Below are 23704 nucleotides of genomic sequence, written 5' to 3' on the forward strand. Positions count from 1 at the left end.
TGTATTCAGACATTTTAATGAATTATTTAATTACTATTCAGTTTCCAAAGAACATTAAAAATTTTTTTGGAACTAAAAAAAGTTATAGTATAATATAAACGCAGTTCTTGGAGAAGTAGCTCAGTTTGGTAGAGCACTACATTTGGGCTGTAGTGGTCGCAGGTTCAAATCCTGTCTTCTTCACCATTTATGGGGGGTTAGCTCATTTGGCTAGAGCGCCTGCCTTGCACGCAGGAGGTGGTGGGTTCGAATCCCATACTCTCCACCATTTATGGCACTGTAGCTCAGTTGGTTAGAGCATCCGGTTCATACCCGGAAGGTCATGAGTTCGAATCTCATCGGTGCTACCATTTTTATACTATTTAAAACTGACTAACAGTAGGACCTATAGCTCAATGGTTAGAGCAACCGGCTCATAACCGGTCGGTTACAGGTTCGAGTCCTGTTGGGTCCACCAAGGGTGATTACCCAAGTCTGGCTGAAGGGACTAGTCTTGAAAACTAGCAGGGGCTTCACGGCCCGCGGGGGTTCGAATCCCTCATCACCCGCCAACTTAAATAGTATAAAGTTATAGCAGAGTGGAGCAGTGGAAGCTCGTCGGGCTCATAACCCGAAGGTCGAAAGTTCAATTCTTTCCTCTGCAACCATGGTCCAGTGGTAAAGTGGTTTAATACGCCTCCCTGTCACGGAGGAGATCGCGGGTTCAATTCCCGTCTGGACCGCCATATTGGCCTTGTAGCTCAGTTGGTAGAGCAACAGATTGAAGCTCTGTGTGTCGCTGGTTCGATTCCTGCCGAGGCCACCACCAAAATTCCTCTATTTTGTTAGCAATAAATGTTAATAAAATAGAGGAATTTTTATTTTTAATAAATTTTCACAATGAAAGGATATAAAATGGATTACAAAAAAACGCTCAATATGCCAAATACAGCATTTGAAATGAGAGCTAATTTAACTACTAAAGAACCTCTTTTTAGAGAACAATTACTTAAAAACCAAGTTTATAAAAAAGTTTTAGAACTACACAAAAATGATCCACAATTCATCTTACACGATGGTCCACCTTATGCTAATGGTGATATACACGTAGGTCATGCTTTAAATAAGATACTAAAAGATTTTATTGTTAGATATAAAACCTTAAGTGGCTTCTATTCACCATATGTACCTGGATGAGATACTCATGGATTACCAATTGAACACAAAATGTTACAAGAAATGAATGTATCTAAAGATGAATTAGATCCAGTTACACTACGTAAAAAAGCTCATGCATATGCATTAAGTCAAGTTGAGAGACAAAAGGCTCAATTTATTCAATTACAACTATTTGCAGACTTTGAAAAGATTTATGTCACATTGGCACCTGAATATGAAGCAAAACAATTAGAAGTGTTTGCTAAAATGATGTTAGATGGATTAGTTTACAAAGGTTTAAAGCCAATTTACTGATCACCTTCATCACAAAGTGCTCTAGCTGAAGCTGAGGTAGAATATCAAGAAGTGAAAAGTCCTTCAATCTATGTTAAAATGCACATTCAAAACTCTGATTTTAGCACAATATTACCTGGAGATAGCTTTATTGTTTGAACAACTACACCTTGAACATTAATTGCTAATGCTGGAGTAGCTTTAGGAAGAGATATTGAATATGTTGTCTTTAGTAACAATGGTCAAAGATATGTAATGGCAAAAGACTTATACCAAGACTTTATGGAAAGAATTGGTTGAGAAAGTAAAGTTTTAACATCATTTTATGGACAAGAAATTGAAAATAGCAAGATTGAATATCTAACTCCTATTTTACGTAAATTAGCTCCTGCAGTTATTGGACACCATGTTACAAATGAATCAGGAACTGGTATTGTTCATATTGCTCCTATGTTTGGTGAAGATGACTTCATGATTGGACTTAAGAACAATCTAGAAAATATTATGCACGTATCAGATAGAGGATACATTGAAAATACTAATACTCAATTTGATGGCAAATTCTATGCAGATGCTAACAAAGAAATTTCTGAATTCTTAGGCGATGATTTAATTCATTTTCAATGAGTAAAACACTCATACCCACATGACTGAAGAACACACCAACCAATTATCTTTAGAGGTACTCCACAATGGTTTGTTTCTATCGATAAAATTAGAAATCAAATCTTAGAACAAATAGATACAGGTGTAAATACATACCCAGATTGAGCTAAGCGTAGATTGTTTCAAATGATTGAAAATAGACATGATTGAACTATTTCGCGTCAAAGAACTTGAGGTTTACCATTAATTATTTTCTATGATACAAATGGTGAAGCAATTGTTGATAAAGAACAATTTGATCATGTAATAAATCTTGTGAAAAAACATGGTAGTGATATTTGATGAGAATGAGATACAGAAGCTTTATTACTACCTAAATACCAAGGCAAAAACTTCACACGTGAAATGGATATTATGGACGTTTGATTTGATTCTGGAGTTTCTTCAGTAGCTGTTAATATTGCTGATAATGTATCATCACCTTATGACCTTTATCTAGAAGGTATTGATCAATATAGAGGTTGATTTAACTCTTCAATTATTACCTCAGTAGCTTATAAAGGTGTAGCACCTTACCGTAATTTAATTTCTCATGGTTTTGTGCTTGATGGAAAAGGTGAAAAAATGTCTAAATCAAAAGGTAATACTGTTGTGCCTGTTGATGTAATTCAAAAACGTGGAGCTGATATTTTACGTCTTTGAGTAGCTAATAGTGAATACACAAATGATGTATCGATTTCTAATGAAATATTAGATCAAAATACTGAGATCTACCGTAAGATCCGTAATACAATTAAATTTATCTTAGGTAACTTAGATGGATATCAATACCAAGCAAATACTCAAAGAACTGGTATTCATTTATTCATTAAGGAACAATTAAATAAATTAAAAGCTGATGTATTTGCAGCTTATGATGAATATAAATTCATTAACGTAATTAAATTAATCAACAACTATATTGTTGATCTATCCTCTTTCTACCTTTCAGTAACTAAAGATATTCTCTACATTAGGGACTTTAATGACCCTGAAAGACTTATGGTTCTTGCTAACTTATATGAAATCTTAGATTTCTTACTTATGGCGCTTGCACCTATTTTACCAACTACAATTGAAGAAGCTTACATGCACTTTAATAAAGTTAATAAATATGAATCAATTATGTTTGAAGGTTATGATAAAGACTTTAGCGTTAACCAAGAAGTATTAGACCAATTTAATGAATTCTTTGAACTACGTAGCAAGGTTAATGTCTTAATTGATGAGGCTACAAAGAATGGTGTAATTAAACGTTCAAATGAAGTAGCTTTAGTGCTACCACCACAATCAGACTTTATTAATTCATTAGATTTAAGAACATTATTAATGGTTGGAAAAATAGTTTCTGGAAGTGATTTTAAAATTGAAACATTTGACTCAGTAAAATGTGCAAGATGTTGAAACCACTTCTTAGTAGAAGAAATGCATGACGACTTATGTCCTCTTTGTTTTGAAATAATTTCCAAAATAGTAGAATAATACTATGAGTAAAGTTAAAACACATTGAATAAATTATAAAAAATACTTTAAAAGCAACTGAAAGAAAGTAATTGCAGGCTATGTAATTATGTTATGTGCATTCTTTATCTTTTATGCTATTGATCAAGTAACCAAAACTCTTTTATTCTATCATGTAGATGTAAACGCTATGGAAGCAGCTGGCAAAAGTACTTGAACTTTAAATGGTGGAACAATTACTAATGTAAATCCTGAAGCTATTTTCCCTGATAGCAGTCAACAAATTAATTATGCAGGAGTCTTTGGAATTAGAAGTATTTGACATAAAGGTGTTACTTTCCTAAGTACTAATAATATTGCATTTATTCAAGTAGTCAGCTTTATTATAGCAATTGCCATTTTATTAGTGCCCCTATATCCTTCTAAGCTTTCTTTAATATACTGTGCCTTCTTTGGTATTTTACTAGCTGGGGATTTAGGGAATGCTACAGATAGAGTTGCTTTTAGCGGATATGTAAAAGATGAATTCTTTGTACCTTGTTTAGATAAAGGGACTTTCAATTTTGCTGATATTACAGTCTTTATTGGTGTTATCCTTATCATGTGTACAATTGTTGTGACAACTATCATGGAAATTGTCAAAGAAAAGAAAGAAAAAACAGAAAATCCTAAATCATAGTTATAAAAACTATGATTTTTCTTTGTAAAATGTTGTAAAATTAAGCAATGATAAAGCAAACAAATTCAAGTGAAAATAAACATAAATTTAAGTATCCAACTTCTAATGAAAAAGTGAGAAGAAAAATTTGAAAAGAAATGGTAAATAAGAAAGTCACCAATGACTATTATCCAGTGCAAGTGCAGAATGATCCTAATTCACTCATTAGCACGGAAAAAGTTATTTGTGAAGAAGAATTCTTAAAATACAAGATGGGTAAATATTTACTAAATAATACCAAAAACACTAAGAGGCTGACCTTTAAAGAATTTATACAAAGATATTGATTCAAAATATTTTTACTATTTTGAGCTGCCTTTGTCTTTAACTTTGGAATTCATATCTTTTTAGCTAAATCAGATACCATTCCTTCTGGTATTACTGGTATTCCAACCATTTTGCAATATTTATTTCCATTTTTACGTTCATATTTCGCTTTAATTTATTTTGCTTGCAACCTTCCGTTATTTTTAATCTTTTGACGTAAAGTTAAACGTAGTTTCTTAGTTTATACATTAATCTTTATGTTATTTTTACAAGTGACTAACTTTATCTTTACCCAACATGAAGTGCATGTTTTCTTATTTGAAAAAATTAACTTTGTGCACAATGATTTCAATGATTACAAATTAATTTACAATCCAGATCTTAGCGAATTTAGAGTAATTGAAAATGGTGACAAATATGATACTGTAAAATGAGCAGCAGCACCTTTAAATCAAGTTTTTGATTATTTAGAAAATAGAAAAGAATTTACTTCAGCCATTCCAATGGATGCAATTAAGACTCTAACCTTAGAACAAACTAATCAACTTGTTTGATATGCTGATGGTCAAACATGACCAATCCTACTTTATGGATGCATAGGAGCTGCCTTTATTGGTGTTGGAATTGCATTATCATGAAAAGCAGGTGGGTCTACCGGTGGAACTGATATTGTAGCTTACTTCTTTTCAACTAAATACAAGAAAAGCGTTGGTGGAATACTAGCTACAGTTGCTTTCTTTACAGCTTGCACTTTCTTAGTAATTTATGGTTTTGTAAGACCTAATGTAAACGGTGAAATTTTTGGAATGAGAGAACTTTCAACATTTGCTTACTTGCTTGTAACTAACTTTGTAGTAAGTATCTTATATCCTAAATATAAGAAAGTAAAATTAACCATTATTTCAACCCAACCAGAAAAAGTGATTGCTTACTTTAAACTTATTAACTACTGACATAGTTACAGATTGGTTAGATTTAAATCTGGATATACAGGGAAATATTCATACAAAATTGAAACAGTTGCTTTGTTACTTGAAACAAAAAACATTATTGATGACTTAAAACTAGTCGATCCAAATATTTGAATTTCAACCTTGTCAGTTCGTAGCGTTAATGGATCATTTAACACTGCATTCGTGGAACAATAGTATGCTATTGTTCTTTTTTTGTCTTTTTTGAATGAAAAATAATTTATATAGTGAAAGGAGGTTTTCATGAAATTAAATGAACTTAATAAAGTCCAAACTAAGCAACTTAGTAATGTTACTCCCGGGATGGGAATAACTGGTGTTCTTTCAATAGTTGCTACAAGTCTTGGAGTAATCTCACAATTTGTTAGTTTATTTAAATCTTTTAAGTCTACAACTGGCTCATATAAAACAAAAGATGCTGAATATAAATGAGATAATAATGAAAAAAATGCTCCAAAAATACTAGAAAATTACATACTATTTTAACTTTTTATTTTTTGTAAAGAGGGTATAATATGCATGTTACTTCAAGTAACCGTACTGAAAAGGTTTATAAAGTGCATTTGCCACCTTAAAGACGAGCCACTATTTTGGAGGTATTGCATGTTAGCAATTATCGAAACAGGTGGGAAACAACTTTTAGTTAAAGAAGGTCAAACAATCTTCATTGAAAAAATCGAAGGTGAAGAAAACTCAGAAGTAAAATTTGATAAAGTTTTACTTGTTGATGACAAAATTGGTAGACCATACTTAGAAGGTGCAGTCGTAACAGGAACTATCGAAAAACAAGGTAAAGCGAAGAAAATCGTTGTTTATCGTCACAATGCGAAATCTACTCACAAGAGAAAACTTGGACATCGTCAACCATATACACGTGTTAAAATCACAGGAATTGCAGGTTAATTAGACTATGGCACATACGAAAGCCGGTGGATCTACTCGTAACGGGCGTGATTCACACTCAAAACGTCTAGGTGCTAAGTTAGGTGATGGACAATTCGCAACAGCAGGATCAATCATTTATCGTCAAAGAGGAACAAAAATCTTCCCTGGACAAAATGTTGGTCGTGGTGGAGACGATACTTTATTTACAAAAATCGATGGTTATGTAAAATACGAAAGCAGAAGAAACAGAAAGTATGTTTCAGTATACCCTGAAAAACAAAATTAATATATTATAAAATGTGCCCCTAAGAGCACATTTTTCTTCGCCTACACACATTCAGTAATTTTAGTAATATAATTTGCACCACTTTTAATTAAAACATCATTACCATCATTTGGCTGACTACTTGGAAAACAGTTAATTTCCTTACCGATATCATTGAAATAATTAATCAAATTAAAAGCTTTTGAGTCAGCAGTAAGCGAGAAGGCGATTAATTGAGTAGAAATAATTGAAGCAATAATATTTGCTTCTTTAAAATAATGCCTTTTAGGGTGAACTCCTAAAGGATATTGAGTTAAAAATAGTTCGTTATTTAAATTAGCTTCATGATAGTCAACTTTATCAAGTCCTTCCTTTAAAATATGGATTATCTTACCATTATTTTCACGATAGAGATTAATTAGATGACGTTCAGATTCATAATCATTAGTAATTAATACGCAATTATGGGCTAATGTATTAATGTTTTCTTCTAAATAAGCCTGTGTTGTAGGGTTATTAATTTCATTAATTAAATAAAAGCGATGTTTATAATTGAGCAATTTCTCATTTCCTTTAAAGTATAAAACATATGGCGGATAACGTAGTACATTGAAATCTGATGGATATTTTTCATCCAATATTGTATAATATTGGGCTCCGAAATCATCATATAATTGTTTTCATTCCAGCAGTTGTTTTCGACTAATGTGTTTAAAATTTTTAACTTCTGTAAAGATTGAAAACGAGTCTCCTTTGCACTTATTTGATGCATAAAACAATAAATCATTCATATTTACCTCCACTATATAAATTATTTTTTAGCAAAATGAACAAAAACTGGAAAAAATGGGCTTTTTAAAACTTTTATGCCTTAAATATAGGCATCTTAAATGTTTTCTATTTTAATCTAAAATAATATAATATACACAAAATAAACTTATTAATATTATCGTAGGAGAAAATATGAAAATAGCTTTCTTTGATTCTAAAGACTATGATGTAAAGTCATTTGAAAAATACAACAACGGAAGACATGAAATTACATTTTTTAAAGAAAACCTTAACCTTGACACAGTTAAATTGGCTCAAGGATATGATGCAGTTTGTGGATTTGTAAACACATACGGAGATAAAGTTATCTTAGAAGTACTTGCAAAAATGGGAGTTAAATACTGATTCCAAAGATCAATGGGATACAACAAAATTGATGTTGCTAAAGCCAATGAGCTTGGCATAGAAGTATTTAGAATATTTAACTACTCAGCTGAAAGTATAGGTGAATTTGCTTTTGCAGGAATGTCTGCATTAAACAGAAATTTACTAATTGCTAACTCAAGAGTGCAAAAATACAACTTCTCATTAAATGGACTTGATGGTAAATGTATTGGTAACTCAACTATCGGAGTTATTGGTTCAGGTAAAATTGGCCAAACATTTATCAAAATTGCTAGAGCTACAGGTGCTAGAGTGTTAGTATTTGATGCTTTTGCTAGAGATAACTTCCCACAACTTGCTGAACAATTTGGTTTTGAATTCGTTTCATTAACTGAATTATTACAACAAAGTGATTTCATTTCAATTCACTGTCCTTTACTACCATCAACAAGATATTTAATTGATGATGCAGCTATTAGCACAATGAAAGATGGTGTTATTGTAGTAAACACAGCTAGAGGTGAAATTGTTGATTTAAAAGCAATGATTAAAGGTCTTAAATCAGGAAAAGTTCGTGGATTTGCTACTGATGTTCTTGAAAGAGAAGAAGGTAGATTTTACGAAGACGTTTCAGCACGTATAACTGAACTAAAAGCTATGGACCCAGAATGAAAAGAATTAATTGAAATGGATAATGTTTTAATTACTTCCCACCAAGCTTACTTAACAGACTTAGCATTAAGCCAAATTGCATTGGCAACACTTGAAAATGCTGACAACGCAGAAAAAGGAGACTTCTCTAAAGCTCTAAAAGTGTTAGAGAACGGAAAAATACAAAATGGATAATAAAGTAATCGCTGTTGATGAAACTAATTCAGCAAATACTAAAAAGAAACCTACTGTAAAAGTTCTAGATTTCTTTAAAGATTTATTCAGCTTTTTTAAACTAAAAGCAACCGAACGTGGTGATGCTGAAAAGCCTGCTGATGTTCGTACTTGAATTGTACATGGACTTGCAGAGTTCTTTGGAACAATTCTTATTTCACTTGGACTTGCTGGTGTATCTATTTACACTGCATCAGGTAAGCCTGCTGAAGAATACTTACTTCACCCTATTATTGTTGGATTCTATGCAGGATTTATTGTTGTAGGAATTTGTTTATTCTTATTCTTACGTTGAAGTTGTGACTTAAACCCATCAGTTACAATTTATCGTTATTTAAATGGGCGCAACAATGGGTGATATGCTTCATACAAAATTTTTATTCAAACTCTAGGCGCTATTGCAGCGGGTGCTATTATTTATGGACTTGGAAAAGCATCAGCACCTCAAGGATATATTTCAAATGCGCCTATTACAGCAATAAATGCAGCTTCTAAATCATTTTTAGACTACACAAACAATTCTAAAGAACAAGTCTTAGCAGCAGGTTCTGTTTGAATTTTCTTTGTTGAGTTAGTAATGACTGCAATTCTACTTTTCCCAATTTTTTCACCAAACATTAATAATAAATACCGTGATTTACTAATCATGTTCGTTATCTCATTAAGTGTTTGAATGGGATTATTAGGTGGATCTGCTGCAATTAACCCAGCTAGAGGGTTAGCTCAACAATTCCCTATCTTATTATTTGAAGGACATTCTGATAATTTTGTAGTTGTTACTGGAAAACAATTGGCCAGCTACAAGAACTTAGGATTTGACCCAGCTGCAATTATTGTTAAGGGTGAATTCCAAACAAGTGCTATTCAATCAGTAAAAGATAGTCACATATTATGAGATTCAATTGTTTATGGAACAATTGCTATGGTACTTGGAGATGTTTTATCTCCTGTATTCTACTTATTAGTACAAGGTTCAACACAAAAATTTGTTAATCCATTAGTTGCAAAAATTATTGGATTTAAAAACTACAGATCTCAAATGATGACAACTCCAAATAAAGAATTAAATAATAAAAAATAAAAATATATCATACATATATTCATAATATATGTATGATTTTTATATCTAGGAGGATATATGGATACACAAGCTATTAAACTAGTTGCACAAGAATTAAATATTGATACCAAACAAGTTGATATTGTGCTAAAAATGCTATCAGAAGGTGCTACAGTGCCTTTCATTTCTCGTTATAGAAAAGATAAAACTGGCGGACTAGATGAAGAACAAATTTATCGGATTGAAGCTTTATTCAAATATAAGAATGAATTACTTGAAAGACAAAGCGCAATTATAAAAATCTTAAAAGAAAAGGATTTATTAACCGATGAACTTGAAGCAAAAATACTTGCTACAAGTGTTAAAAGCGATTTAGAAGCCTTATATGAACCATTTAAAGTTGGAAAAGTAACTAAAGCTTCTAAAGCCATTGCATTAGGCCTTGAACCTTTAGCTAAAAGAATTTTTGAAAATAAGTCACTTAATTTTGATCCTAAAATTGAGGCTAAAAAATATCTTAGTTTGGAAGTTACTTCAGTTGAATTTGCTTTAGAACAAGCAAATTACATCATTGCACAATGAATTTCTCAAGACTTTGAAATTAGAGAAAAAATTAAGGCAGATATTATTAAATTTGGAAGTATAGTAACTAAACAAAATCCTAAAGTAGAAGATGAAGGCTTAAAATTCAAAAACTACTATGACTATACAATACCAGTAAAATACATTAAGAATCACAATGTACTAGCCATTAACCGGGGAGAAAAACTTGGAATCTTACGCCTAAGCTTCACTTATAATGAAAGCTTTATTGAAACTATTGTGCTCAAGAAGGTTGATAAGACTAGAAATAACAAAAATAATATCATTGAAGCCATTAAAGATAGTTTAAAACGTTTAGTTTTACCAAGTGTTGAAAGAGAGATTTTTTCAGATCTATTTGCAAAAGCTGAAGCTTCAAGCATTCAAATATTTGCTAACTCTGTTGAAAAATTATTACTAGCTCCTGCAATTTCAGGACATAATATTTTAGCCATTGATCCAGCTTTTGTCAATGGATGTAAATTAGCTGCTTTAAATGAAAATGGAGATGTTTTACAAATCGCTAAGATTTTTCCAAATAAACCTCAAGAAAGAACTACAGAAGCAGCCAAAATTACATTAGACATGATTAACAAGCACAATATTGATATTGTTGTAATTGGAAATGGAACTGCATCACGTGAAACCGAGGCCTTTATCGCTAACTTAATTAAGAAAAACAACTTAAATATCAAATATGCTATTGTTTCTGAAGTAGGAGCTAGTGTTTATTCAGCCTCTAAATTGGCAATTGAAGAATTTCCTAACTTACATGTTGAAGAACGTAGTGCAATAAATATTGGACGTAAGTTCTTAGACCCACTTAACGAACTAGTTAAAATTGACCCTAAATCAATTGGCGTTGGTCAATATCAACATGATGTTAACCAAAAAGAACTAGAACATTATCTAGATTTTAAGGTGCAAAAGGTAGTTAATGAAGTTGGGGTTGATTTAAACACAGCAACTAAACATATCTTAACCTTTATTGCAGGGCTTAGCCCTAAGAATGCTGAAAATATAGTTGAATATCGCAATAATAAGGCTGACAAAAGTTTTAGTTCTAGATTTGAACTTAAAAACATTAAAGGGATTGGAGAAAAAACCTTTGAACAGTGTATTGGATTCTTAAGAATCTTTAGTTCAGATAATTTCCTGGATAAAACAATTATCCACCCTGAATCATATGCATTAGCTCAATCTATTATTAGAGATTATAACTTAAGCCCAAATGATAATGGAATTGATGTTTCTGCCTTGGAGGTAGATAAATTAGTGCAACAATATGGTTCAGATAAATATTCAATTGAACTTATCTTACAAGCACTATCTACACCAACTAAAAAGATTTTAGATAGTAAGCAAGGCTTTATTTTAAAAGATAGTATAACAAATGTTGAAGACTTACAGGTAGGTTCAGTAGTATCTGGAACTGTAGAAAATATTACTGATTTTGGTGTATTCATGTATATCGGAATTAAACAAAGTTTATTTATTCATGTAAGCAATTTAAAACTAGAAGGCGGAAATAGTATCTTTGATCAATACTATCCAGGAATGATTTTAAAAGCTGAAATTATAGAAATAGATTTACAACGTAACCGCGTTACAGGAAAAGAACTTTAAAATTAGCTGGCTAAAGCAGAAAAAAAGTTGGTTTATAACCAACTCATTCTAGCTTAGGCTAGTTTTTAATTTCTTCTGCTTCCTGTCATTAAACTAATAATGTATCATAGCAATTGTGCATAAGAAATAAATAACATAACTCCTGAAATAATTGCTTGAGATCACATATCTTTAGTATCCATGTATTGAACCATATCTGCAGTATTACGAATTTGTCATCATTGAATAATCATATTAATTGAAATTAAAGCTGTCGCAATTACAATAGCATATCAATCAGCTTTAAAGACAAAGAATGAAACTATAAATGTGATTATAAAGGCAACAAATAAGAAACCTGAAAAGATTCCCAATGCTCTGATATTAATAAGATTAAATAATCCTAAGATAGCAGCTACAATCATGACTCCAGCAGGAATTAACATAATTCCAATCATTTGTGGAATTTGGTTTAATGAAACTTCATTTGTATTATATTTCACTATAAAGTAAACATAAAAGGCAAATCCAATAGCAATTCCATAAAAGATAATGACAATTGGGAAGACTAATAGCTTAAATCAATTACTTTTTATTTTTTGAATAAAAAGAGTAATGACAAATGTAAGGACAAATAGTACTACAAATGTAGCAATTAGTGCTCCGATATGGTTAGAAGCAATTGATTGGAATGATTCTGTTCCAAACCACATGCTAAATCCAGCAGCCACTGAAAGCATAGCAATTAAGCCTACTATAAAAGTAGCTAACATAACAGCATAAAATTGTGCTCTTGAAGCTACGCTTTCTGTTTCATAGACTTCTGAATGTTCTTGTTTTCTAGTTAAATTCATATCTTTATTTTACCATAATTGTTTGTAACAAAAAAAGCATAATATTACCTTGATTTCATTAAAAAACTGTATCATATATAAAGACTTAAAGGAGAACAAAATGGAATTAAAATTAGAAACATTAAATAAATTTGCTCAAAGATTTGATGCAAAAGAAAATAATAAATTAATTCAAAATGCAGTAATTAAAAATGGTATTAAAAACACATGTATTAACCATGAAGTTCTAATTAAACACGACTTTGTCTTTGATATAGAAACTACACTTGGTGATATTACATCTCAAAATTCTAGTGGTAGATGTTGAATTTTTGCTTCATTAAACATGGCAAGAGTCGCAGCTATGAAGAATCTTAATGTTAAATCATTTGAATTCTCTCAAAACTACTTTGCTTTTTATGACAAACTAGAAAAAGCTAATACATTTCTTAATTTAGCAATTGAAAACATTGATAAAGATGCTAATGATAGATTAATTTACCACTTAATAGCACATTCAACTGCAACTGATGGTGGTTACTGAGAATGATTTGCTTCATTACTTAGAAAATATGGTGCTGTACCAAAAAGCATTATGCCTGAAACATTCCTATCAGGAAATACTAATGAAATGAATGAACAAATTGATTTACATTTAAAACAAGCTTATAACACTTTAAAACAAATGCATAAACAAGGCAAAAGCCTACAAGCTATGCATGAATACAGAGAAGAAGTTTTATTTGAAGTCTATGACATAGTTGCAAAATGTTTAGGACGTCCACCTAAAGTATTTACTTATGAATACAAAGACAAGGATGATAAATATCAAAAAATTCAAAATGTTACACCTAAAGAATTTTTTGATAGATTCGTAGGAAGTGATTTTGATAATAAAGTAGACCTAATTCATGATCCTCGTGATTTATATCCAACAGGTACAAAATACATCCTTAAATATCAAAATTCAATTTATCAAGATAGTGAAGTCGCAATGGTTAATGCTCCTTTAAATGTAATTAAAGAAGCAGTAATTGCCTCATTAAAGGATAATGTTCCTGTTTGATTTGGATGTGATATTGATCCATTCAAAGACAATAAATCAGGTGTTTTAGATCCAGAACTTTACTTATATGATGAATTATTTACACCTGTAAATAACTTAAATAAAGCTGCTAGAGTTGATTTATTTAACTCTTCATTAAACCATGCAATGGCTTTTGTTGGTGTTAAAACTAACGAAGGTAAACCGGTGGCTTGAAAAGTAGAAAACTCTTGAGGTGATAAATCGGGGAATAAAGGGGTTTATTCAATGTCTGATTCATGATTTGATGAATACAATTTCTCAGTAATTGTAGATCGTAAATATGTAGATCAAGCCCTATTAAAAGAAACAAATCCAAAAGTTTACCTTGAACTTTGAGAACCACTTGCTTAATAATAATCTTATGCATCAATCATTGATGCATTTTTATTTAACTTCTGTCCCTATCTGGTAGGTATAAAAGCACAAAAATATTTCTAAGTAAAGAATTTTGTATCATTTTATAAAAGTTAAAACTTTTATAAAATATATGTATGGAAACAATTAAACTTAATTTAGAAAATAAAAATACTATTTTAAAAATTATTTCTTTAATGACTTGGTCAAATTCTAAAATTCCAAGTTCATTAGTTAAAGAAAAGAAAAAGATTAAATTAATTACTTATTTATATGCAGGAATAATCTCTTTTGCATGTTTTGTTTCTTTTCTATCACTAATTCAAGTGCCGATAGAAAAGCTCACTAGCTGAGGGCATTTCTTAGCTACAATGCAAATTATTACATTCTTTGTCTTCATTATTGATTATGGATTGCATATGATTACATATCGGATTCATTATCCAGAATTAAAACTGCCAATGTGAAAAGCTTGTTTAAAATATATCTTTTCATTTACAGGAATTATTATTCTATTTTGCATTTTGGCATCATTTAACGCAATTGAATACATGTTGCCAACTAATCAACAAGGTAATTATAAAGAAAGTGGTGCAGCAAAATTCTTTAGTGATATTAAATCACTTACAATCTTTAAGATGATTCGTTTCTTCTTTGTGCTAACATTATTTGCACCATTTCACATTATTGCTGAAGTTTTTAATCAACAAAGAAGAGTGCTTACTTATGTTTTTATCTTGATCATTATTATGATTATCCTATTTGCTTTAATTATTTGAAATAATGAAGCCAACTACTTGCGTGCACAACAAATCCAATATATAGCACAACAAAGAGAATTAAAAGGCTCAGATTTATATAACTGATATCAACAAAATAGTTCTTTAGCTCCATTAGCTAATAAAACGGGTGATGCTTTAAATTTAGCTATTTATAAATACTTCACAGAGCTAAAGAATACCAATGATTTAGCTACAGCAAATCTTCAAGCAAGTATTGCAGCCTTAGGAAATGGATATGCAACTAATTTTTGAAATGCTATTTACTTTACTACAATTACTTTAACTACAATAGGATATGGTGATTTTGTACCACATGCTCCAGTAACCAAAGGAATTGTGACATTTATCTCATTAGTATCTATTGCAATTATTGCAATCCCATCAGGGCTTATTGCTGGGTCATTCTTGAATGAAATGCAAAAGCATTTCAAGAATAATGATGAAAATGTGCATGTAAAAGCTAAAGAAAAATTAACTGAAATTAAAGAAGATGTTAAAGAAGCCTTAGCTGAAGCTAATGCTAAAGAAATTATTGTAAAACCTATTAAGAAGGTAAAGGAAAAAACCAGTGCTAATGCACAAGATAAAACTGTTGAAAAAACTGAAAATAATGACAAAAATAATAATGATCAAGTAGATCAAAATAAAGGGGATAAATTATGAAACTTATAGGATCTCATGTGCCTTTTAAGGCACCTAACTACTTAGCAGAATCATGCCAATTTTCCCTTGATAATGGGGCCAACACAATGATGATTTATTTAGGCGCTCCGCAAAATGTACGTAGAGTAGAGCCTGAAAAATATAATCTTGCTCAATATGAATCACAATATGAAAAATTAATTGCAAAAGAACATGTAGTGGTACATGCTCCATATATTGTTAATCCTTCAAATCCAGATAAAAGTGCTTTTGCAGTGGACTTTTTAGTTCAAGAAATTGAAAGAATGAATTATGCAGGGTTCAAATATTTAGTTTTACATCCTGGAGCAAGTGTAGGACATTCAGTAGAAGAAGCATTAGATACTTTAGTTGATTCCCTAAAAGAAATACTAGCTCGTAGCAAAGATGTTGTTATATGTCTAGAAACTATGTCAGGAAAAGGAAGTGAAGTAGGTATCAACTTTGAGCAATTAACTCATGTACTAAAATGAGTTGATAATGAAAGATTGCAAGTTTGCTTGGATACATGCCATGTATGAGATGCTGGATATGATATTCAAGATTATGAAGCCTTTAAACAAGAACTTAAGGATTGAGATATCTTAAAGCACATCAAAGTTATTCACCTAAATGATTCTAAAAATGAAGTTGCTTCTCATAAAGATAGACATGCAAACATTGGAAAAGGAACTATTGGTCTAGAAACATTACAAAAATTTGTCTTTGATCCTGATTTTGACAATGTTCCAATAATTCTAGAAACTCCAGTGCCAGAAACAGGTCCAATTTATAAAGAAGAAATAGCAATGCTATTACAAAAATAGGCTAGCAGCAGCTAGCTTTTTTGCTACAAAAAAACACCATAGCACAATGGCAATGGTGTCTATAAAGTTATTTAGAAACATTATTTTTAAATGCATCTAGGACAGTGTCTAGTAATTCTGATGAAAATCCTTTTTTAATTCCATTTCTGTAAACTTGCAATGAATCAATTAAAGGTTTTTGAGCTTTTAGCGCAAAATCCATTATAATTTTAGAATTACTGCTATCTAGATTATATTTCTTGGTTATTGCTGTGATTTTTTCTTTTAAATATTTAATATCTCTTTCACTATTAAAGATTCTGTCTCAACCTTGCAATGTTAAATATGTTCTTCCTCTAGTATAATTAGGAAATTCAGCAATGAATTTAGCTTTACGTTGAGGATCGATATCATTTTTACCATCTATTACATACTCTCAATCAATAACATCAAGTTGGAATTTATACATGTTTGTAAATGATTCATCTAGAGCTATTTTAATATCATTTTGTATATTTTGAGCTACATCTTTATCAAAAATATTTGGCATATAATTTTCAACATAATAATTAATTGGATTTAGGAAAGCTGCTTTGTTGTCTAAAAGTCCATGTCACAATTTTGTTAAGATTGGCCCTAAAGCGTATCCTCTTAATGTATCAGTGGTATAACCTAATTGAGTAGTTTTCATATTAGGTCAGCCTAAAGAATACATTTTAGTAACTTCTGGTAGAATTTGATGAACTTGATTAGAAAGCAAAGTAAATAAGTTTGTTAGATTTTCATCAGGCTGTTCTGTATTTATTATATAACTTGTCATAATTTGAAGGTTTCATTTATGGAATAGCTTTTGAATTCCATCAAATAAAATGAATTTACTTTCATCATTAAATTTATTATAGTATTTTTCTGGAATATACTCTTTAGCTTTAATGTTTAATGAATTATGAGGATCTTTTAAATCGTTGTCAAGAATTGCTGTTGTTTCTAAATAAATAGGAATAAATGAAATATCATCTAACTTAACTTTAAAGGTCTCTGTTTTAGAATTATCAGAAATTATTTCTTTTATTAGATCGGAAGTTGTTGATTTTAATTTATATGTCAAACTTATAGTTCTATTGGTTCTATCAATTGAATAATCTGAGTATATAACATTTACATGGTCGCTAGGATATGTAAGATTTGCAAAAGAATCTGCATTTAAGAAGCTGATATAAGTTTTATCTAATATATCATGTATTTTTGGATTTTTTGACAATGTGAAATTTTCCAATAATTGATTTATTCTTTGCTTTTCTTCTGCTAATTTATCTAGTTTAGCTTGATATTCTCTAGGGCTTAAGAATCCATTAACAGTAAAATTCTTTCTAGCACTAAATTTCCCTAAGTGGGCGACTGCAACAACATTAATTAGTTTGTTTTCATCATCAGCTGATACAATTTCAACTGTATCGTTCTTTCTATGATCATTTGAGCATAAGAATCAACCACAATTTGGGATATTCGTTTCTAACATATTATTATTTAATGTTTGCAATGCAACACTAGCTTTTGCTGTGCCAAGTAGATAATAAAATTGGCTTGTCAGTCTAACATCTTTAACTTTTTGTATATAGTTATCTATGTATTTTTGAGCCACTAGGTCTAAAATATTTACCTCAACAATCTTATTTTCAAATTTAATAGTAGAATTTATTAAACTTTTAATAGCTAATGTAAATTTTAAATTTAAATAGGGGTTTGATGATTCAAAATCTTCAGAAACGATAACTTTTATAATATCTATTTTTACATTTTCTATTTTTTTACTTAGAAGAGATATTACTTTATCATCAATATTAGTAATTTCGTTTTTATGTTTGTTGTCTGCATAGTATGCAGAGAAAGATTCCTTATCAATAACAGATGCATCTAAATTTATATCTTTAGTTGTTAATTCAAAATTATTATAAATTTCAGACATTCTGGCACGTTCAGTAGTATTAAATCCTTGAATTCTTAATTCTTTAGTTTGTGTATGAAGATCTGATAAGTTTGATTTATTAGAAGATAATTGGTATTTTACTAACAATTCTCCATTATTATCGTTTGCTTCAAAAGAAATATTGATCTTTGATTCCGGATTTAATTTTGAAACATCAAAACTATCTTTAATAATTTGCGAAGGTAAAGTTTCTGCTTTATTAACAGTGTCTAATAAAGCTAAGTCAAAATTGCTAATTTCTCGGTCTAAACGAGCTTGTTCAGTGTCAATTTCTAATTGTCTTTGTGTGTAGAAACCATTGATTGTTGCAACTTGTTCTTCATTTGTTTCAACAATATTATTTGTTTCAGGATTTAAACGTGAAACTGTATAAATAATTGAAATAATACCATTAGAATCATCTTTATTAAGAGATTTAACGTGAAGAGTTAAGCCTTCAGGAACATTTAATGCCTTAAAATCAGCATCATTTGTGTTTGATGGTAATATGTGATCTCTATTTTCATTTTCTTTGTATTGGAATGCTATAGGGTTAGCTACAATAAAGTTATGTAGTTCTTTTCTAAATTTATTGTCAGCTTTATTAATTATTTGGCCATTAGTTAAGAAACCTGAAATTGTAATAGTTTTTTCTTCAGATTTAATTTCTGGATAAATAGTTGAAACTAAATCGAATTTAACTGTATATGTACCTTTTTCATCATCAAATGAGCTTTCAATAATATTTGATGCAGCATCTACTAATTGAGGAAAGACTACTTCATTATGAGTAATTTGGCTAGCCTTTGTTTCATCTTTATCAATTGAACTTGCTACTGTTAAGCGAGCAATTGAATTCATTTGACTATCAAGGCTAGCTTTGGTTTGCTCTTTATTGCGTTCTAGAGTTGTTTTAAATCCTTTGATTACTTGTAGCATTACTTTTGTATTATATTGTGAAGCAATATTTTCGAGTTTATAGTAAACGCATAAGTAACCTGGTTCATCAGCAGGAACTAATTCAATATTTGCTTTGTATAAATCTTTATTGTAGTTAACTAATGAAATGAAATCTCTTTGAACAGCTTCACTTGGTAACAGACTTTTGTAATCAAGTGGCTTAATTTCTAATTTGGCTTGCCCCAAGGCTTCATCAGTTAAATTGTTATCATTTTTGAAACCTGAAAGAGTAAAGGTTTTAACATCTGAGTACACTCATTTTTTAGTTTCTGGATCCAATGCTCTAACATAGAAAGAAACTTGTAGACTTCCATCTCTTTGGCTTGGGACTAGTTCTCCAGTAAATTGGAAAATAAAGTCACTATTTTTATTTGAATTAATCCCTTGTAAGTTATCAAAAGTAATTTCTGATGGTAATTTAGCTAATAGTGAGTTATCTTTTAATGAGATAGTATAACCATTTGTCTCAGTATTAAGTTGTGCTTTAAGATCTTGTTTTAATTGTTGATTTGAATTGGCATTATCATTTGTTGCTGCTGGGTTGTTACATGAAGCAGCTAATGCTGTTAGTGACCAGGCTGGCATTAATGCTAATAAAAGTTTGCTTGTTTTTCTTTTCATAACAAAAAAGTTAATGTTCTTTTAAAGACATTAACTTTCCTTTCTAATAATTTTAAGTAATTATTTAGCTTCTGCTGTAGTAGCTGTAGATGCTGTTAATGTATTGATTAGCTCAGCAAGGTCCTTAGTTGTAGAAACTAATAAAGCAACATTTGATTTAACTGAAGCTTCTAATGCTTCATATTTTGATTTTAATACTGCTTTAACTGCGTTGTAGTCAGCTTCTTGTGTTAGTAATTCGTGTGCTTTAGCTGTAGCTTTTGTTTTAAGTTCAGGCATTAATGCTTTGAATTGATCTAAAACAGCCATGCTTGCATTTCCTTCAACAGTTAATGATTTAACTTGGTTTGCAACTGCTTTGATTTCTGTATTAAAGAAAGTTGTCATACCATCGATAAATGTGTCTAATGTTGTTATGTTTTTAGTGCTTTCGTTTGTTTTTAATGTTTCAAAAATAGCTTTTCCAACATTTGCAATTTTTTCAGAGTTAGCAATTAAGACGTCAGCAACATCATTTTTAATAGCTGTCATTTTCTCTGCATTTAAAGCATTTTTAACTCTTTCAATTCCTGTTCCTGTTGCTGTTGAAGCTAATGAAGCTTGTAATACTTCAACAAGAGCTGAGTTTAATTTTAGAGCCACTAAGTTGTATAAGTCAGCAACTGTTTTGTTTTGAGCTTCTGGTAAAACACCTGAAACAGCATTTAACACTGCTAAGCTTTGAGCTGCTAATCCTTCAGCTTCTTTATTTACATATGTATCTAAAGCAGCTTTTTGAGCATCTGTTGTTAAACCATCTTTAATTGATTTATATGATGCAATAATAGGTGCTTTAATTGAATTTGAAGCATCTTCTTTTTTAACAGGTTTAGCTTCTGGTTGACATTGGCAAGCAACCATAGGTACTACTGTAACCCCTGCTAATCCTAATGAAAAAATTATTGATTTAAAGTTTTTCATAATATTTTTTATGTCCTTTTTTCGTATTTATTTGTATTTATCCTATATCTGGATATTACTTAAGTGTATTAATACATAAATATTGTATTCAAAAAAATAAAAAAAAACAGGCTGCGCATAGAAAAAAACTTGCTAAAAAAACTAAAATGTATATTTTACAAAAATATTCCTATTTTTTAGGAACAGAAATTCTTTTTTTATTTCACTTTTTGAAAGATTTTTGTTCATTTATATAAATTTTTTTATTTTTTTCTCAGGGCTAAATAGCATAATTGACTAAAAAAATTAATTTTTAGCCATTTTTTCATAATAAAAAAATGATCTTAAATTATAATATAATGTTTAGAATAATACCTTTGAACTAAAAAAGCACTGTATTCATTAAATTATCGCTAAAAAGTTTAGTTTTTTTGCTATAATTGTTAAGAATTTTATTGATATCAATTTAAAAAAGAAAAGGAGCAAAATATGGCAAGAGAAGGTTATACATTAGTGTGCACAGAATGTAAAATGGAAAACTATATTTCTAAGAAAAATAAGAAAAACCATCCAGAAAAAGTTGAACTTTCAAAATACTGTTCAAAATGTAATGCTCACACAAACCACAAAGAAAAGAAATAATATTTCTTTTTAAATTCCTAATTCAGCAAATGCTGAATTTTTTTATTCTTGTATTAATTTAACTACTTAGTAATATAATTAAATCACTATTAAATATAAGGAGACTTTTATGGACAAAAGAAAATTAAATGAAATGTTTGATGAAACTGGAGCTGAAGTATTAATTTCAGAAGCTCCTCAAACTAGATTATGATATGCTGGTGTTCAAACAACAGATGGTTTTATTGCTATTGAAAGAGATAAAGCTACATTATTTGTTGATGGAAGATATATTGAATACTGCAGAAACAATGCTAAAAATGTAGATGTAGTTTTAATTAAGGGTAACTCATTAGCTGAATGATTTGCTAAAAGAGGATACAAAAAAATCGCTCTAGAAAAGAACTATTTAACAAAAGAAGTCCAAGATCGTATTGTTAAAATGGTAAACCCTGAAGAAATTAAATGAATTGATGCTCAGGCATTAAGAGTAATTAAATCAAAAGATGAATTAAAAATTATGCAAGCTGTAATTGACATTTCACTTTCAGCCTTAGAAGAATTCAAACAATGAGTTAAACCTGGCATAAGTGAAAAAGAAGCAGGTGCTTATTTAAATTTCTTACTTAAGAAACACGGTGGAGATAAAGAAGGGTTTGATGAAATTATTGCATCAGCTTCTTCTTCAGCTGAACCTCACCACCATACAACAGATAAGAAACTTGAAGAAGGTTGCTTATTAAAAGTGGACTTTGGCGCTAGATACAAAGGATATACAGCTGACATTACTAGAACATGAATTTTGGGTGGAGAAGATAAAGTCAAAGACCCTAAAGCACTAGAAATTTTAAATATTGTTAAAGAAGCTGCTGCAGCCGGTAGAGCTAGTGTTAAACCAGGAATGAAAGCTAGTGATGTTGACAAAGTTTGTCGTGATTACATTAAAGCTAAAGGATATGGAGACTACTTTGTTCACTCAACAGGTCATGGGCTTGGTATCGATGTTCACGAATGACCATCAATTTCACCTATGTCACAATGAGTATTAGAACCAGGTATGATTTTAACAGTTGAACCAGGAATTTATATTGAAGGACTTGGTGGAGCTAGAATTGAAGATGACGTTTTAGTTACTGAAAAAGGTCATTATGTATTCTCAAGACAAGAAGAAAACAATGAAACTATTTTCTAATATTGAGCCTTATGAAACGGGCTACTTACAAGTTGACAATATTCATAAAATTTACTATGAAGTAAGTGGGAATCCTAATGGGCAAGCTGTATTTTTCTTTCATGGTGGACCAGGTGGAAGCACATCAGCTAAATGTAGAAGATTCTTTGACCCGAAATTTTATAAAATTGTACTATTTGATCAACGTGGTGCAGGTAAATCGCTTCCATATTGTGAATTAAAAAATAATACTACTCAAGAATTGGTAGAAGATGTTGAAAAATTACGTCTTCACCTTAACTTAGGCAAAGTTGTAATTCTAGGTGGTTCATGAGGAAGCACACTTGCAATGTGCTACTCAATAAAGTATGCTAAGAATGTTAAAGCTTTAATCTTACGTGGGGTATTTTTAGCTCGTCAAGAAGATATTGACTTCTTATATGAAAAAGGAGCTGATGTTTTCTATCCAGATTACTTTGCTAAATATCAAGAGTTTGTGAAAAATGAAAAAGGTAATAGTATTCTTGAAAGATATTATAACTTGCTCATAGGTACAGATGAAGAAAAACGCAGACAAGCTGCTGACCTATTTGCTAACTGAGAATCTGAAGTTGTTTCAATTAATAAAGCTAAGTTAAAACCAAATTATAAACATGATTATCAAATAGCTTTATTAGAATCTCATTACTTTATGAATAATTCATTTTTCCCAAATGATAACTATATTCTAGATAATATAGATAAGTTCAAAGATATTCGCACTATCATCGTACATGGACGTCAAGATATTGATACTCGCCCAATAGGGGCTTGACTAGTTGCTAACAAGCTAAGTAATGTAGATTTGCATTTAGTTGATGGAGCTGGTCACACTCAATGAGACGCAAGAAATCAAGCTTTACTTGTTGAAGCAAGTGAAACAATTAAAAATGAAATAAAAGCAGGAAAATTATAAATTAAGCCATTCTATTATG

The 23704-nt window shown here is 30.3% G+C and carries 19 protein-coding genes and 8 tRNA genes; 23 read left to right on the forward strand and 4 right to left on the reverse strand.

What is annotated here, in order from left to right; all coding sequences use genetic code 4:
* The first annotated feature begins 109 nt into the window (after window positions 1-109).
* The 14 genes from ACNQ13_RS01630 (at window position 110) to rpmA (ending at window position 6664) form a co-directional block, all read left to right on the forward strand.
* Window positions 110-186 (forward strand) — tRNA-Pro (locus ACNQ13_RS01630).
* A gap of 5 nt (window positions 187-191) precedes the next feature.
* A tRNA-Ala gene (locus tag ACNQ13_RS01635) sits at window positions 192-268 on the forward strand.
* Between the two features lie 5 nt (window positions 269-273).
* Window positions 274-350, forward strand: a tRNA-Met gene (locus ACNQ13_RS01640).
* A gap of 31 nt (window positions 351-381) precedes the next feature.
* Window positions 382-457, forward strand: a tRNA-Ile gene (locus ACNQ13_RS01645).
* A 1-nt stretch (window position 458) separates the two neighbouring features.
* Window positions 459-551 (forward strand) — tRNA-Ser (locus ACNQ13_RS01650).
* Window positions 552-572: 21 nt separating this feature from the next.
* Window positions 573-647: transfer RNA gene (locus ACNQ13_RS01655), tRNA-Met, on the forward strand.
* A 1-nt stretch (window position 648) separates the two neighbouring features.
* Window positions 649-725: transfer RNA gene (locus tag ACNQ13_RS01660), tRNA-Asp, on the forward strand.
* Between the two features lie 4 nt (window positions 726-729).
* Window positions 730-805: transfer RNA gene (locus ACNQ13_RS01665), tRNA-Phe, on the forward strand.
* 89 nt (window positions 806-894) lie between these two features.
* The gene (ileS, locus tag ACNQ13_RS01670; protein ID WP_418035541.1) at window positions 895-3558 is read left to right on the forward strand and encodes an isoleucine--tRNA ligase; all 2664 of its coding nucleotides are present in this window, start codon (window positions 895-897) and stop codon (window positions 3556-3558) included.
* Between the two features lie 4 nt (window positions 3559-3562).
* Window positions 3563-4216: a signal peptidase II gene (locus ACNQ13_RS01675; RefSeq protein ID WP_418035542.1), complete on the forward strand. Its 654-nt coding sequence runs from the start codon at window positions 3563-3565 to the stop codon at window positions 4214-4216.
* 47 nt (window positions 4217-4263) lie between these two features.
* Complete coding sequence (locus tag ACNQ13_RS01680) at window positions 4264-5670, forward strand: YitT family protein (protein ID WP_416741679.1); 1407 nt, start codon at window positions 4264-4266, stop codon at window positions 5668-5670.
* Between the two features lie 66 nt (window positions 5671-5736).
* Window positions 5737-5979: a hypothetical protein gene (locus ACNQ13_RS01685; RefSeq protein WP_416741678.1), complete on the forward strand. Its 243-nt coding sequence runs from the start codon at window positions 5737-5739 to the stop codon at window positions 5977-5979.
* A 117-nt stretch (window positions 5980-6096) separates the two neighbouring features.
* The gene (rplU, locus tag ACNQ13_RS01690) at window positions 6097-6396 is read left to right on the forward strand and encodes a 50S ribosomal protein L21 (protein WP_416738507.1); all 300 of its coding nucleotides are present in this window, start codon (window positions 6097-6099) and stop codon (window positions 6394-6396) included.
* Between the two features lie 7 nt (window positions 6397-6403).
* The gene (gene rpmA / locus ACNQ13_RS01695; RefSeq protein WP_416738506.1) at window positions 6404-6664 is read left to right on the forward strand and encodes a 50S ribosomal protein L27; all 261 of its coding nucleotides are present in this window, start codon (window positions 6404-6406) and stop codon (window positions 6662-6664) included.
* A 41-nt stretch (window positions 6665-6705) separates the two neighbouring features.
* On the opposite strand, the gene ACNQ13_RS01700 is transcribed toward rpmA, so the two are convergent.
* Entirely contained in the window at window positions 6706-7434 is a 729-nt protein-coding gene (locus tag ACNQ13_RS01700; RefSeq protein WP_416741676.1) for a DNA-processing protein DprA, read from the reverse strand.
* A 172-nt stretch (window positions 7435-7606) separates the two neighbouring features.
* On the opposite strand from ACNQ13_RS01700, the gene ACNQ13_RS01705 reads away from it, so the two are divergent.
* The 3 genes from ACNQ13_RS01705 to ACNQ13_RS01715 are packed head-to-tail and all read left to right on the forward strand — an operon-like array spanning window position 7607 to window position 11951.
* Window positions 7607-8644 carry an NAD(P)-dependent oxidoreductase gene (locus ACNQ13_RS01705; RefSeq protein ID WP_416755377.1) on the forward strand — a complete coding sequence of 346 codons (1038 nt, stop codon included), beginning with the start codon at window positions 7607-7609 and terminating at the stop codon, window positions 8642-8644.
* Entirely contained in the window at window positions 8637-9764 is a 1128-nt protein-coding gene (locus ACNQ13_RS01710) for an aquaporin (protein WP_418027949.1), read from the forward strand. The genes ACNQ13_RS01705 and ACNQ13_RS01710 overlap by 8 nt, the downstream gene beginning before the upstream one ends.
* A 57-nt stretch (window positions 9765-9821) precedes the next feature.
* Entirely contained in the window at window positions 9822-11951 is a 2130-nt protein-coding gene (locus ACNQ13_RS01715) for a Tex-like N-terminal domain-containing protein (protein ID WP_418018829.1), read from the forward strand.
* A 65-nt stretch (window positions 11952-12016) separates the two neighbouring features.
* Here the strand turns inward: ACNQ13_RS01715 and ACNQ13_RS01720 are convergent, their stop codons facing one another.
* The gene (locus ACNQ13_RS01720) at window positions 12017-12784 is read right to left on the reverse strand and encodes an MAG0110 family membrane protein (protein ID WP_418018830.1); all 768 of its coding nucleotides are present in this window, start codon (window positions 12782-12784) and stop codon (window positions 12017-12019) included.
* A gap of 100 nt (window positions 12785-12884) precedes the next feature.
* Between ACNQ13_RS01720 and ACNQ13_RS01725 the strand changes: the two genes are divergently transcribed.
* The 3 genes from ACNQ13_RS01725 to ACNQ13_RS01735 all read left to right on the forward strand — a co-directional run bounded on the left by ACNQ13_RS01725 (window position 12885) and on the right by ACNQ13_RS01735 (window position 16473).
* Window positions 12885-14201: a C1 family peptidase gene (locus ACNQ13_RS01725; RefSeq protein ID WP_416741671.1), complete on the forward strand. Its 1317-nt coding sequence runs from the start codon at window positions 12885-12887 to the stop codon at window positions 14199-14201.
* Between the two features lie 140 nt (window positions 14202-14341).
* A complete protein-coding gene (locus tag ACNQ13_RS01730; RefSeq protein WP_418033006.1) occupies window positions 14342-15658 on the forward strand; it encodes a potassium channel family protein in 1317 nt (438 codons plus the stop codon).
* On the forward strand, window positions 15646-16473 hold the full coding sequence (locus ACNQ13_RS01735; RefSeq protein ID WP_418035543.1) for a deoxyribonuclease IV: 828 nt from the start codon (window positions 15646-15648) through the stop codon (window positions 16471-16473). Before ACNQ13_RS01730 ends, ACNQ13_RS01735 begins: the two co-directional genes overlap by 13 nt.
* A gap of 67 nt (window positions 16474-16540) precedes the next feature.
* Here the strand turns inward: ACNQ13_RS01735 and ACNQ13_RS01740 are convergent, their stop codons facing one another.
* Both ACNQ13_RS01740 and ACNQ13_RS01745 read right to left on the reverse strand, forming a co-directional pair.
* Window positions 16541-19999: a lipoprotein 17-related variable surface protein gene (locus ACNQ13_RS01740; protein ID WP_418035544.1), complete on the reverse strand. Its 3459-nt coding sequence runs from the start codon at window positions 19997-19999 to the stop codon at window positions 16541-16543.
* 60 nt (window positions 20000-20059) lie between these two features.
* Window positions 20060-20959, reverse strand: a complete 900-nt coding sequence (locus tag ACNQ13_RS01745; protein ID WP_416741667.1) for a hypothetical protein — start codon at window positions 20957-20959, stop codon at window positions 20060-20062.
* 468 nt (window positions 20960-21427) lie between these two features.
* Here ACNQ13_RS01745 and rpmG point away from each other — a divergent pair, with 468 nt between their 5' ends.
* The 3 genes from rpmG to pip all read left to right on the forward strand — a co-directional run bounded on the left by rpmG (window position 21428) and on the right by pip (window position 23685).
* Window positions 21428-21580: a 50S ribosomal protein L33 gene (rpmG, locus tag ACNQ13_RS01750; protein ID WP_078747366.1), complete on the forward strand. Its 153-nt coding sequence runs from the start codon at window positions 21428-21430 to the stop codon at window positions 21578-21580.
* 109 nt (window positions 21581-21689) lie between these two features.
* Window positions 21690-22751, forward strand: a complete 1062-nt coding sequence (locus ACNQ13_RS01755) for a M24 family metallopeptidase (protein ID WP_418035545.1) — start codon at window positions 21690-21692, stop codon at window positions 22749-22751.
* Window positions 22735-23685 carry a prolyl aminopeptidase gene (pip, locus tag ACNQ13_RS01760; protein WP_418018834.1) on the forward strand — a complete coding sequence of 317 codons (951 nt, stop codon included), beginning with the start codon at window positions 22735-22737 and terminating at the stop codon, window positions 23683-23685. The genes ACNQ13_RS01755 and pip overlap by 17 nt, the downstream gene beginning before the upstream one ends.
* Window positions 23686-23704: the final 19 nt, after the last annotated feature.

The organism is Mycoplasma milvi, assembly GCF_048284715.1.
Lineage (GTDB): Bacteria > Bacillota_I > Bacilli_A > Mycoplasmatales > Metamycoplasmataceae > Mycoplasmopsis.